Genomic DNA, 12,634 nt, shown 5'->3' with positions numbered 1-12,634 from the left:
ACCCCAGCGTCATCCCACGGCACAGCCGTGGGATCCACGTCTTTATCCTTTAAGCCAACAGCTTCGCCAGCAGCCCGTCCAGCACGGCGCGGCCATCTTTGGTGGCAACGATCTTCTCCGGCGTCCGCTCCAGCAGGCCCGCCTGTTCCAGCGGCCGCGAGCGCTGCGCCGGCACTACGGTATCCAGATCGAGTCCGGTGGCAGCCCGGAAGTTCTGCGCATACACGCCTTCGGCCAGGCGCAGGCCCATCATCAGCGCTTCTTCGGCGCGCTCGGCAGCGGCCACGGTCGCCTGGCTTTCGCGGCCATGACCTGACGCTTCCACCTGCTCCAGCCAGGCTTCCGGCTTGCGCCTGGTCTGCGTCGCCGCCCAGCGCCCATCCTGCAGGATGCGGCCATGGGCGCCCGGTCCGACGCCGATATAGCTGCCACTGCGCCAGTAGACCAGGTTATGCCGGCTTTCGCCGCCCGTCATACCATCAGACGCAGGGCGAGCATGATTGGAAATTTCGTAAGCCGGCAGGCCGGCCTGTTCCATGATCTCCTGCGTCACATCATAGAGCGCCGCCTGCGTATCGGCTTCCATCGGATGCAGCACACCGCGCGCCACCGCACCGGCAAAGCCGGTATTGGGCTCGATGGTCAGCGTGTAGAGCGACAGATGGTCGCCGGCCAGTTTCAGCGCCTCGGTGAGTTCCGCCCGCCAGGCCGCTTCGGTCTGTTCCGGCCGGCCGTAGATCAGGTCGAAGCTGTAGCGCGGCACCGCCTTCTGCGCTGCCTCGATCGCACGGCGGGCTTCGCCGGCATCATGGGCGCGGCCGAGGAATTTCAGCGCCGCAGGCTCGAAGCTCTGCACGCCGATGGAGAGACGGTTGACGCCTGCCGCAGCAAAACCGGCAAACTTGCCGGCCTCGGCCGAATTCGGATTGGCCTCCAGCGTGATTTCGGCATCGGCCGACAGCCGCCAGCGCGCCGCGATCCGCTCCAGAATGGCCGCCGCCGTCTCCGGCGGCATCAGCGATGGTGTGCCCCCGCCGAAAAAGACCGAGGTGACCGTTTCACCGGCGCCGATGCCGGCCGCGGCATAGTGATCCAGCTCGGTCAGATAGGCGGCCTGCCAGCGCCTTGCATCCACCTGCTCGCGCACATGGCTGTTGAAGTCGCAATAGGGGCATTTCGAGACGCAGAAGGGCCAGTGCACATAGAGGCCGAAGCCACGCTGTGGGACTTTGACCGCCGATGGTTCAGCCGAAACAGGCATCGATCAGCTGCCGGAAGGCCAGCGCCCGATGGCTCATGGTCTGCTTTTCGGCATGCGGAATTTCGCCGAAGGTCCGCGTCTCGCCATCGGGCACGAACATCGGATCGTAACCGAAGCCATGGCTGCCGCGCGGCGGCCAGACCAGGCGGCCCGGCACGATGCCTTCGAAGCTTTCGCGATGGCCATCGGGCCAGGCCAGCGTCAGCACCGAGACGAAGCGCGCGGTGAAGGGCGGCTCCGCCCCCTTGTCTTGTACGGCCTGCCAGACCTTTTCCATTGCCTTGCCGAAATCCTTCGACGCCCCGGCCCAGCGCGCGGAATAGATGCCCGGCGCGCCATCCAGCGCATCGACGCTGATGCCGGAATCATCGGCCAGCGCCGGCAGATTGGCGGCCTGGACGGCCGCCAGAGCCTTCAGCTCGGCATTGGCCAGATAGGTATCTCCGGTCTCGTCCGGCTCGGGCAGTCCCAATTCGCCGGCCGAGACCGCGCGCACCCTGAAGGGCGCGATCAGTTCAGCGATCTCGCGCAGCTTGCCCTGATTGTGGGTGGCGATCACCAGCGTATCGCCGGTGAAACGGCGCGCGGTCGTCATGGCTACAGCCCCACCGCCTGGCGCTGCAGGATATTCAGCTCCTTGATGCCCTTCTTGGCCAGTTGCAGCATGGCGGCGAACTGCGCTTCGGAGAACGGCTCCTTTTCGGCGGTGCCCTGCACTTCAACGATGGCGGCGGCATCGGTCAGAACGAAATTGGCATCGGCCTGCGCCGTGCTGTCTTCCGGGTAATCGAGATCGAGAACGGCCGCGCCGTCGCACAACCCGCAGCTGACAGCAGCGACCTGGCCGATCAGCGGAATCTTGGCGATGGCGCCCTCCTTCACCAGCTTGGCGAAGGCCAGATGCAGCGCCACCCAGCTGCCGGTGATGGCGGCGGTACGCGTGCCGCCATCGGCCTGCAGCACGTCGCAGTCGAGGCGAATCTGGCGTTCGCCGAAGCCGGTCAGGTCGGTGACGGCGCGCAAGGACCGGCCGACCAGGCGCTGGATTTCCTGGGTGCGGCCCGACTGCTTGCCGCGCGAGGCTTCGCGATCGGTCCGGGTATGGGTCGAGCGCGGCAGCATGCCGTATTCCGCCGTGACCCAGCCGCGGCCGGTGTTGCGCAGGAAGGGCGGCACCTTTTCCTCGATGGTGGCGGCGCAGAGCACATGGGTCTCGCCGAACTTGATCAGGCAGGACCCTTCGGCATATTTGGCAAAGCCCGGCTCAAGGCGGACAGGGCGCAACTGGTCAACGGCGCGGCCACTCGGACGCATGGACTGGTTCCTCGCGAATAAGTCTGAAAAGCAGCGGCTTTTCTAGTGGAATTCCGGATATCCCACAAGGCGTGTGCTTGAGTGGGACGGCCCGATGCAATATCACGGCAGCATAACCGATGGGACAGTACCGGACCAGCAACCGGCCGCTGGCGGGGGGATTTGTCGATGACCAGATTATCAGGCCTTTTCGCCGCCCTACTCTGCGCGGCGGCACCCGCCGTCGCTGCCGAAGACGATCATGACAAACCCGGCAAGCGCTTCGGCTTCGGCGATGCCGAGCTGACGCTCAACCTGGATGCCGGTTTCGGCGTCTTCGGTGTCGCCAATGCGCAGAACGGTCTGGGCAGCCTGTCCTCCGGCGGTCGACGTCAAGGCGGGCGCGACTGGGCCGAGGGATTCGTCGCGCCGGGCCTGGCGCTGGACTATTTCCTCAACGACACGACGGTTTACGGCAGCATCCGCCTGCTCGGCTCGGCCACGCGTGGGCAGGGCGATGCCCAGCGCACCAGCGGCACCGGCACCCGCCCCGATGCCCTTGCCGTCGATGAAGCCTATCTCGGCTGGAAATCCGGCCTCGCCTTTGCCGCGCTGGGCGAGGATGCGGTCGATGTTTCGGCCGGCCGCCAGGGCTTCGTGGTTGGCGACGGCTTCCTGCTTGCCGACGGCACGCTCGATGGCCTGCGCCGCGGCGCCTATGTGATCGGCCCGCGCGCCAGCTTCGACCGCACGGCGATCCTGCGGCTCAACACCCAGCCGGTGCGCGCCGATGTGTTCCATCTGCAGGGCAATGTCGACCAGGATTTCATGCGTGGCCAGGACAGCGCCGGCACCAAACTCTATGGCGGCAATGTCGAGTGGTTCGGCTCCAGCCACAAGGACCATGGCCGTTTCGAGTATGAGGAACGCGCCTGGTATCTCGGCGCCACGGCCCTGAAAGTCTATGACGCCGACCGCGCCCTGAATACCACCCGCGAGGGTCTGAACGTATGGGCAGTGCGCTCCGGCGGCACGCTACTCAGCCCGCTGGGCGACGCCTTCAGCGATTTCGCGCTCTACAGCGAGTATGCGCGCCAGGACAACCAGATCGGCGCCACCAAGGTCCGCGCCAACGCCTGGTATGTCGAACCGCAATACACGCTCTCCGCCCTGCCCTGGTCGCCGCGCCTCAGCTATCGCTACGCGCATTTCAGCGGCGACGGCAACACGGCCGACAATCGCCAGACCGGCTGGGATTCGCTCTACATGGCTGGTGGGCCGCGCGGCTATGGCAGCTGGGACCAGGGCGAGATCTTCGCCCGCTATGTCGGCAGCAACACCAACCTGAACAGCCAGATGGTGCAGGTGAAGCTGCAGCCGATGGAAGAGCTGAGCCTTGGCGCGATCTATTACCGCCACCGTTTCGACAAGCCCGACCTGGCCAATGGCGTGCGCTCCGACCGCCTGCTGGACGAGATCGACGTCTTTGCGGTCTGGGACACGCCGCTGAAGGGCCTGACCGTCAGCACTGTGCTGGGTGCAGCGAAAGCCGGCGACGGCCGCCGCCAGCAGCAGGGCACTACCGATGCCACCGACCGCACCACCTGGCTCGGCCAGATGGTCTTCGCCTATCAGTTCTAGGATCAGGCCGGCAGCTTCTCGATCATGGCGCGGGCGATCTCGCGCTCGCCCATGATGACAATGCCGGCGCCATGCTCGACCAGATGGTCGATCTCGGCATCGGCATGGGCGCGCGCCATGATCGTGAGCGAGGGATTCTCGGCCCGCGCCACCTGAACGATGCGGCCGGCCTCGAAGACATTGGGGATCGCCACGATCAGCTGCCGCGCGCCGGCAAGATTCGCCGCCGCCAGCACATCGGCGCGCGCCGCATTGCCGGCCAACACCTCGATGCCCTGCTTGATCAGGTCGCGCACCAGCTTCTCGCCGTCCTCGATAACCAGGAAGGGCAGGCCGCGGCTTTTGAGCGCCGCGCCGACCAGGCTGCCGACCCGGCCATAGCCGACCAGCACGATATGGTTGCTGAGCGTCGTCTTCACCGGCACCGCATCGGGATCAGGCACGGCCGCCGCAGCGACCACTTCGGGCGCTGGCGCGATCTCGCCCGGCTTGCTCGTGGTCATGCGCCGTTCCAGATGCGGCTTGAGCCAGTCGATGCCGACGAACAGCAGCGGATTGAGGATGATGGAGAGGATCGCGCCGGCCAGGATCAGGTCGCGGCCCTCTTCCGGCAACAGCTTCATCTCGGTGCCGAGTGCGGCCAGGATGAAGGAGAATTCGCCGATCTGCGCCAGGCTGGCGGAAATCAGCAGGGCCGTGCCGAGCGGATGGCGGAAGGCCAGCACGATGAAAAAGGCCGCCAGCGACTTGCCGATCACGATGATGAACAGCGTCGCCAGCACCGGCAGCGGGTTTTCCAGCAGGATATGCGGGTCGAACAGCATGCCCACCGAGACGAAGAACAGGACGGCGAAAGCGTCGCGCAGGGGCAGCGATTCATTGGCCGCCTCATGGCTGAGCGGCGACTCGCTCATCATCATGCCGGCGAAGAAGGCGCCCAACGCAAAGGATACGCCGAACAGCTTGGCCGCGCCGAAGGCGACGCCCAGCGCAATCGCCAGCACGGCCAGGCGGAACAGCTCGCGCGAACCGGTATGCACGATGTAATGCAGGATCCAGGGGATCACCCGGCGGCCGACCACCACCATGATGGCGACGAAGGCCGCCACCTTGGCCAGCGTGATGCCGACGGTCTTGGCGATGTCCAGCGGCTGCAGCTGCACGGCGCCTGAATTGTCCGGCGCCATCAGGCCGCCCAGCGCCGGCAGCAGCACCAGCGCCAGCACCATGGCCAAGTCTTCCACGATCAGCCAGCCGACCGCGATGCGTCCGCGGTCGGTTTCCACCAGCCGGCGCTCCTGCATGGCGCGCAGCAGCACCACAGTGGACGCCACCGACAGCGCCAGGCCGAAGATGAAGCCGCCGCCGATCGACCAGCCCAGGCCCCAAGACAGGCCCATGCCCAGCACCGTGGCGACCGCGATCTGCACAACCGCGCCCGGGATGGCGATGGCCTTCACCGACATCAGGTCTTTCAGCGAGAAATGCAGGCCGACGCCGAACATAAGCAGGATCACGCCGATCTCGGCCAGCTCGTTGGCGAGCGCCTGGTCGGCTACGAAGCCCGGGGTGAACGGACCGACAAACACACCGGCCAACAGATAACCCACCAGCGGCGAAACCCGCAGGCGATTGGCGATGGCGCCGAAAATGAAGGCGAGCACCAGGCCCATCACGATGGTGGCAATCAGCGGTGTGTGATGCGGCATCCCGTGCAGGTCCCCCGGTTCGATTCTGGTTCAGACTCCCAAAATAGGGTCGCACTCCCTCACCTTCAACCGAAGCCGCATGCGTTTATCGCGACGATCTGCGGAAATTTTGAGAACATCGCGGAACATCGCGCCATACTCCAAAACCGTCATGCCACGCTGGCGTGGCATCCACGTCTTGAAAGCCGCAGCCCAAGTCGTGGATGCCACCGCTGCGCGTTGGCATGACGCAGTTATCTGAACGCCGCATCGCGGAAGCGCCGCGCAACGTCACCCAGCGACAACTCCTCCTGCCTGCCGTCGCGATGGCGCAACGTGAGGCTGCCGCGTTCCATCTCGCGGTCGCCGACAACCGCCAGCAGCGGCACGCCCTGCTCATGGGCCTCGGCGATCTTGCGGCCGATGTGTTCGTTGCGCACATCCACCGCCGCGCGATAGCCCTCGCGGCCCAGCATGGCCGCCGCCTTGCGGGCATAGGTCTCCTGGCCGCCAGTGACACTGGCCACCACGATCTGCTCGGGCGCCAGCCACAGTGGCAGGGCACCGCGATGATGCTCCAGCAGCATGGCGATGAAGCGTTCCAGACTGCCCAGCACCGCGTGATGGATCAGCACCGGCCGCTTCTTCGTGCCGTCGCTGGCCACATAATCGGCGCCCAGCCGCTCGGGCAGCACGAAATCGAGCTGCACCGTGCCGCATTGCCAGGAGCGGTCATGGCTGTCACGCAGATGGAATTCCAGCTTCGGTCCATAGAAGGCGCCTTCACCGCTGCGGATGGCAAAATCCAGCCCGGCGCGCCGCGCCGCCATGGCGAGGCCGGCTTCGGCACGGTCCCAGGTGGCCTCGTCGCCGGCACGCCGCGCCGGTCGCGTGGAGAAGAACACCAGCGGCGCACCGAAACCGAAGTCGCTGTAGATGCTGCGCAGCAGCTCGCAGAAACGCTGCACTTCGCCTTCCACCTGCTCCTCCGTGCAGAAGATATGCGCATCGTCCTGGGTGAAGCTGCGCGTGCGCATCAGCCCCTGCAGGGCGCCGGACGGTTCATCGCGATGACAGGCGCCGAATTCGCAATAGCGCAGCGGCAGCTCATGCACCGAACGCAGGGTCTTGTTGAACACCTGCACATGCCCCGGACAGCTCATCGGCTTCAGCGCAAACGGCCGATTCCCGCTGTTCAGGCGGTACATCTCGTTGGCGAACTTCTCGGCATGGCCGCTCTGTTCCCACAGGCTGTAGCTCAGCAACTGCGGCGTGCGGATCTCGGCAAAGCCGGCCTCGCGCATGCGGCGGCGGATGTAATCCTCCACCACGCGATAGAGCGCAAAACCGCGCGGATGCCAGAACACCATGCCCGGCCCTTCCTCCTGCTGGTGGAAGAGGTCGAGCCTGGTGCCCAGTACACGGTGGTCATAGGCGTCGGAACTGTCCGGGCTGCGGTCTAAACGGCTGAAACTGTTCATGTCGGTCTCCGTGATCGGGTTGGACCGGCGATGAACGGAGCCCCAGAAACACCGAGGCCCCGTCCGTCGCCGGCGGGGCCTCTGGGTGTCTTGCTTTGCGTTATCTTTCTACGCGCAACGACCCAGGGCACCGCCGGTGGCGGTAACCTTAATGGTAGCTACGGTGAGAATAATGCTCTGCATGGTGCGCGGACGGTAAGCGGAGATCGGAATTTGGTCAACCGGAAAATTGCGCGCCTACAATTTCTCGCTTTTCCTTTGCGCCAGCAGGAAGGTGGCACCGGCCTTCGGCAGCTTCTTCAACGTCGCGGCTTCGGCATCCAGCACGCGCCAGACCGGCGTCAGGCTTTTCAGCGGTGCGCTGGCCACACGCGCCTCCAGCATCGCTTCGGCAACGATACGCAGCATGAAGCCCATGGTGATCGGACAGGTCACCTGCGCCTTGTATTGGCGCGCCAGCCGCGACCGCAGGGTCGGTACATCCAGCGCAGCACCCTGCGGCAGCTTGCGGATGAAGCCGTCGACCAGCTTCGCCGTCGGCACCAGCATCACCTGCCCGGCCTTCATGCCGGCGATGTCGATGGGGGCCGGTTTCACCTGGTGCGGCTTGCCGTCATTCAGCTTGTCGGTCCAGTTGGCGGGCATGGCATCACTTCAGCGGCAGGCAGATATCGGTGAGCAGTTCGGTCGGCGCCACTTCGCGCGGATTGTTCAGGTAATCCTCGAACACCGGGGCATCGGCTGCCTCGCGGCCCGACTGCACCAGCCATTCGCCATAAAGCCAGTCATAGGCCGCCTTCATGTCGGAGTAAGGCCCCTTGTGACGCAGCACGGCATAGTCGCCGCCGCGCAAGCTGGCGCGCTCCAGCGGCGCCTCCACCGGAAAACCGGCATCGGGAATGACGATGCCTGCCGCCGAACGCAGTTCGGCTTCCGGCACAGAGGTAGGGTCGGAATAGAACAGGCCCTTCATACACAGGCCCGGCCGGATCAGGTTACGCGCCGCCAGGGTGCCGAACAGCGTTTCGAAGGCACGTCCGATCTCCATATAGGACCCCTTATGCGGGATCACAGCGAGCGTGGCGGGTTCAAGCTTGCGGATGGCGACGTCGCGCATGATGGATACTCCTTTGGGCGATTGCGGCAGGGTGAAGCGAGTGTGGCTGCCGCTCTTGCGGTATTCCGCTGGCGGCAGGCCGTAGGCGTCCTTGAAGCTGCGGCTGAAGGCGGCAGCAGAGCCATAACCGGCGCGCGGCCAGATCTCGTCCAGCGGCATCTGCGTATGCGACAGATCGGCGGCGGCGCGCTGCAGCCGCAGGCGCTTCACCGTATTGGCGATGCTTTCGCCATAGACCGCCTGCCAGATGCGATGCCAGTGCCATGGCGACAGCGCGGCCACCTCGGCCAGCGTGTTGAGGTCAAGCTCGGCATCCATGTTGGCGTAGATATATTCGGTCACGCGGGTGAAGCGCCGGATATAGCTGGCTTCGCTGGCGGAACTGGTTGTCACGAAATCGGTCATCTCGATCTTCCCTCTGACTGAAAGAACGCTAGCACGGCCCCATTTGATAAATCTTGCGAAGTTGGCGCTGCGGGGCCAGTGTGCCGGCCCAGGGACGAAACCGGAGACGCGCCGCCATGGCCGACAGCGACCACAACAAGCTTTTCATGCTCAACGAGCAGTATATCCGCAGCGTCGCCGAGTCCGATGTCGCCTGGTTCGAGGCGCATCTCGCGGCGGACTTCCTGAATTCCAACCCGGACGGCCGATTGATCGACCGCGCCGCCTTCCTGGCGCAGATCGCCAAACCTTCGGCGGCGAAAAACCTGAAAGCCGAGGATGTGCGCATCCGCATGTTCGACAGCATGGCGATCATCCATGCCCGCACGATGTATACCAAGCCCGACGGCAAACCCGGCCAGGGCCGCTACACCGATATCTGGACCCAGCAGACCGACGGCGCTTGGCTCTGCGTCGCCGCCCATGTGACGCGGGGATAGAAATCTCATCGTCATTCCCGCGAAAGCGGGAATCCAGTGCCAGGTTAGACTTTACCGTAGCTCTGGGCCCCCGCCTTCACGGGGACGACGGACCGGCTAGTGTCAACGCTGCGCCAAAAACGCCAGCACCAGCTCATTGAACTGCGCCGGCCGCTGCTCATACATCGGATGACCGGCGCCCTCGATCAGCACACGTTGCACATCGGGCATCAGACGCTGCATCGCATCCAGCACCTTGGGGAAATGACCGCGCGTCAGCGCGCCGCCGACCAGCAGCACCGGCATGCCGATGCTCTCGATCTCGGCTTTCATGAAAGCCGGTCGCGGCTCGCGGGTCTGGCCCAGCAGGGTATAGGCATTGTCGCGCGCCATCTGGCGAAAGCGTTCGCTGCCGTATTTCCAGGCGCGCGGACCGCCGACGGCGGTGACAAACAGTTCCAGCCCGGCATCCACTTCGCCGCGCGCGATCAGGTCGGCGCTGTCGGCAAACATTTTTCCCAGGCCGGCGCCCGGCGGCGGCGCGTCATGATCGCTTAATGCCGGATCGAGCTGGCCGCCCGGTTCGCACAGCACCAGGCTGCGCAACAGCTGCGGGTGATGCTGCGCCAGGCGGAAACTCACATGGCCGCCGCGCGAATGGCCGAGCAGATGCGCCGGGCCGGCATCGAGATCCGCGATGAAGGCGGCAATGTCATCGGCATGGCGATGGATGTCGTAGCCGTCACCCGCGCCGTTCCACCGCTCGGGCCAGCAATGGCGCAGGCTGAGCGCCAGCACGCGGTACTGCTCGGCAAACGGCTGCATCTGCGCCGCCCAGATGCGCTGGTCGCAGAGCGAGCCATGCACCAGCACCAGCGGCGTACCCCGCCCGGCTTCCAGATAGGACAGGTCATAGCCGTTGACGCGGCGCGTCTGCCGGACCGGTTCCGTGATCATATCCTCATACCGAAGCGCATCAGTCCTTTGATGCGGCATGGGCATCGTCGTTCGGGCGATGGCCTCGATGGTTCGTCGAGTCGAAGAGCTGCCGCCGACTGTCTTCGCGCACCCAGCGCACCGCGTCATGCCCCAGCCACACATCCGAACCTTTATCGATGAGAAATGTTCTCTCTATAACCGAGCCATGCTCAAAACACGCAACGATCTGGTTCTTGTTGGAAACGAATCGCCCGAGCAGGCGATAGAATCGCCGCGCGAAACTGATATGCGCTTCATTCCGGTATTCGCAATAGACATGAACGTCGGCAACCTGGATACGCTCAGGTCCGAGCGGACCCGCAGGCCGTATGCCAGCCACCCAGGGGCGGAACAAGATGGACGGCAACGGCACCCTATTTCGCATCCATCGCGGCCGTCCATCCTGATTCTTGTAGGGCCGATATCGCCAGTCCGGATCCAGGCACATCGCAATATCAACCGGCATCCTGCCTTCCAGCTCCAGATATCCGCAGAGGTGATCGACCGTGCGAATGTCCGGGACGACATCCGGATTGGTCGCCTCCGCCTCGGTGCAATGACGATGATACAGACCCGGCGGATAAGCCTCCTGCAGGGCATCCCCCAGAGCCTGCCAGTCGGCAATCGAAAGACAGATTTTCCGGGAGCGGATCGTGGGCCAGTAATACGGGTCATCCGGATACGGGCGCAGGTCCTTCAGGTCGAAGAAAACGGCGGGGTCACTCATTGCAGCCTCCCGAACGGTTCGATCACGCCTTCCTGTTCCAGCTTATGCTCCAGCCGGCGCCACATGTCCTGGCAGCGGAGGGTGACATACTGGCGATACGCTTCGTCGCTTTCACCCGGCTTCATCTTGCGCGCCCAGCCGGCAATACCTCCCTTCAGATTCCGCAACAGATTGTCATAGCGGCGGCGCTCGTTTGCCGTCATCGTTTCGGTTTCGATACTATCGCTGCCGGTCTTCAGGATATCGACCGTATTCATGCGGGCAGCAAATTTTTCGTTCTGTTCGTTGATGTGGCTGTTATCGGGCCGGCTGCTACCACGCAGGGATTTCTCATCCTTGTTCCGTTTGACGATTTCCTCGGGCAAAGGTTCTCCGGCTTCATTCACCCCGCCATATTTATGCGTGATCCCCCGCAGGCGGGGAAAACCGACCAGGCTGTCCTGGCAGGCCTTGGCCGCAATGGTATTGGCTTTCACGGTTTCCGGTTTGCCGCGGATGCCATACGGATTGGATTCCAGGATGATGCCCCAGAGGTCCTTGGCAAACGGCCGCTCCTGCGGCGGCAATTTGCCGATCCAGGCGCTGACTTCAGGCGGGATCAGTTTTTCGATCTGCGGTTTGACGTCAGACGCAGGGAATGGCGGAGTCGGGAGCGGTGGCGCCGGGTCCGGTGCCGGCCCTTGTAAGGGCCCCGCTTTCAGCCCGCCATCGGCAGGAAACGGCGGCGTGCCGGTTTCGGCCTCGACAGGGGTAAAGGCCTCGGACCGGTCTTCATTGACGCGCAATGCCTGCTGCATCATCTCGGCAGGCACACGCAGCAGATTGAGCGGCCCGACGGCGTCAAGCGCATCCTTGATCCGGGCCACATCATCGATGCCGCGGCGGATTTTCGTTTCGGCGTTGTCCAGACCACGCCGCACCGTTCTTGCGGCGGCCTTAACCTCCGGCGCGTCCTGCGGATAGGGATGCGGACCTCTGCCCTGGCCGGTGGCCGCGGGGATGATGGGCGGCGGCGCCGGCACCGGAACGACCTGCGCCACCTGCTGCCCTGCCTGAAAACGGGGCGGCGCCGGTTCATCCACGTCGCTAAGGATTACACCCTGCGGCAGATCGCGCCCGATGCGATCCTGCACTGTTGCAATGCGCGGCGGCGCTGCTGTTGCCGGATCAGGCTCGCCGTGACCGGGCATCCACGTGTCCCAGTAGGCATCGACCTGCTGCGGCGTCGGCGCATCATAGCCATCCAGCTTGGAACCGAGCGACCGCTGCATCGCCTCGATCGTCTCGCCCTCGCCTCGCTCGCCGACCTTGCCATGATTGAGCGGCAGGAGAATGCCGTCAGGATCCACGTCTTCCTGTTTCTGCAGCCGGGTGATGGCGTCTGAAAGTTCGATACCGGGCCAGCCAGTTGGCACACCGGGATACGGCAGTTTCAAAAAGCCGGTGTTGGCCAGCAGCAGTTCAGCCTTGATCACATCGGCGCGTTTATTGTCGCCAAAGCGGCCGACCGAGCCGGACAGGCGATACGGGTTGCGATCATCACGCGGAAGCCAGCTCATGCGAGACCTCGAAACATGTTTTTACT

At 64.6% G+C, this 12,634-nt stretch carries 12 protein-coding genes; 2 read left to right on the top strand and 10 right to left on the bottom strand.

Annotation, left to right across the window (positions count from 1 at the left end):
- Window positions 1–49 precede the first annotated feature (49 nt).
- Genes hemW through rph form a run of 3 tightly spaced genes read right to left on the bottom strand, consistent with a single transcriptional unit; the run spans window position 50 to window position 2,575 of the window.
- Window positions 50–1,261, bottom strand: a complete 1,212-nt coding sequence (gene hemW / locus AC1ROT_RS15465) for a radical SAM family heme chaperone HemW (protein ID WP_493000049.1) — start codon at window positions 1,259–1,261, stop codon at window positions 50–52.
- Window positions 1,245–1,856 carry an RdgB/HAM1 family non-canonical purine NTP pyrophosphatase gene (gene rdgB / locus AC1ROT_RS15460; RefSeq protein ID WP_493000047.1) on the bottom strand — a complete coding sequence of 204 codons (612 nt, stop codon included), beginning with the start codon at window positions 1,854–1,856 and terminating at the stop codon, window positions 1,245–1,247. The genes hemW and rdgB overlap by 17 nt, the downstream gene beginning before the upstream one ends.
- A gap of 2 nt (window positions 1,857–1,858) precedes the next feature.
- The gene (rph, locus tag AC1ROT_RS15455) at window positions 1,859–2,575 is read right to left on the bottom strand and encodes a ribonuclease PH (protein WP_493000046.1); all 717 of its coding nucleotides are present in this window, start codon (window positions 2,573–2,575) and stop codon (window positions 1,859–1,861) included.
- Window positions 2,576–2,743: 168 nt separating this feature from the next.
- Between rph and AC1ROT_RS15450 the strand changes: the two genes are divergently transcribed.
- The gene (locus AC1ROT_RS15450) at window positions 2,744–4,195 is read left to right on the top strand and encodes an alginate export family protein (protein ID WP_493000044.1); all 1,452 of its coding nucleotides are present in this window, start codon (window positions 2,744–2,746) and stop codon (window positions 4,193–4,195) included.
- A 2-nt stretch (window positions 4,196–4,197) separates the two neighbouring features.
- On the opposite strand, the gene ybaL is transcribed toward AC1ROT_RS15450, so the two are convergent.
- From ybaL to AC1ROT_RS15430, 4 genes are all read right to left on the bottom strand, one after another.
- Window positions 4,198–5,904 (bottom strand): YbaL family putative K(+) efflux transporter, encoded by a 1,707-nt coding sequence (gene ybaL / locus AC1ROT_RS15445; RefSeq protein WP_493000043.1) that lies wholly within the window; start codon window positions 5,902–5,904, stop codon window positions 4,198–4,200.
- Window positions 5,905–6,137: 233 nt separating this feature from the next.
- On the bottom strand, window positions 6,138–7,364 hold the full coding sequence (gene thrS / locus AC1ROT_RS15440) for a threonine--tRNA ligase (RefSeq protein WP_493000042.1): 1,227 nt from the start codon (window positions 7,362–7,364) through the stop codon (window positions 6,138–6,140).
- Window positions 7,365–7,601: 237 nt separating this feature from the next.
- Window positions 7,602–8,009, bottom strand: a complete 408-nt coding sequence (locus AC1ROT_RS15435; protein ID WP_493000041.1) for a hypothetical protein — start codon at window positions 8,007–8,009, stop codon at window positions 7,602–7,604.
- A gap of 4 nt (window positions 8,010–8,013) precedes the next feature.
- Window positions 8,014–8,886, bottom strand: coding sequence for an AraC family transcriptional regulator (locus tag AC1ROT_RS15430; RefSeq protein ID WP_493000039.1), 873 nt, complete (start codon window positions 8,884–8,886; stop codon window positions 8,014–8,016).
- Between the two features lie 116 nt (window positions 8,887–9,002).
- On the opposite strand from AC1ROT_RS15430, the gene AC1ROT_RS15425 reads away from it, so the two are divergent.
- The gene (locus AC1ROT_RS15425; RefSeq protein ID WP_492971689.1) at window positions 9,003–9,365 is read left to right on the top strand and encodes a nuclear transport factor 2 family protein; all 363 of its coding nucleotides are present in this window, start codon (window positions 9,003–9,005) and stop codon (window positions 9,363–9,365) included.
- 102 nt (window positions 9,366–9,467) lie between these two features.
- Here AC1ROT_RS15425 and AC1ROT_RS15420 read toward each other — a convergent pair whose 3' ends face one another.
- Genes AC1ROT_RS15420 through AC1ROT_RS15410 form a run of 3 tightly spaced genes read right to left on the bottom strand, consistent with a single transcriptional unit; the run spans window position 9,468 to window position 12,608 of the window.
- The gene (locus AC1ROT_RS15420; RefSeq protein ID WP_493000038.1) at window positions 9,468–10,301 is read right to left on the bottom strand and encodes an alpha/beta fold hydrolase; all 834 of its coding nucleotides are present in this window, start codon (window positions 10,299–10,301) and stop codon (window positions 9,468–9,470) included.
- Window positions 10,302–10,320: 19 nt separating this feature from the next.
- Window positions 10,321–11,049 carry a hypothetical protein gene (locus AC1ROT_RS15415; RefSeq protein WP_493000036.1) on the bottom strand — a complete coding sequence of 243 codons (729 nt, stop codon included), beginning with the start codon at window positions 11,047–11,049 and terminating at the stop codon, window positions 10,321–10,323.
- Window positions 11,046–12,608 (bottom strand): hypothetical protein, encoded by a 1,563-nt coding sequence (locus tag AC1ROT_RS15410; RefSeq protein WP_493000035.1) that lies wholly within the window; start codon window positions 12,606–12,608, stop codon window positions 11,046–11,048. The genes AC1ROT_RS15415 and AC1ROT_RS15410 overlap by 4 nt, the downstream gene beginning before the upstream one ends.
- Window positions 12,609–12,634: the final 26 nt, after the last annotated feature.

The sequence above is a fragment of the Ferrovibrio sp. GW821-FHT12E11 genome, from assembly GCF_058806975.1.
The sequence above is the reverse complement of the archived record's forward strand: the minus strand, read 5'-3'. Positions and strand labels throughout refer to the sequence as shown.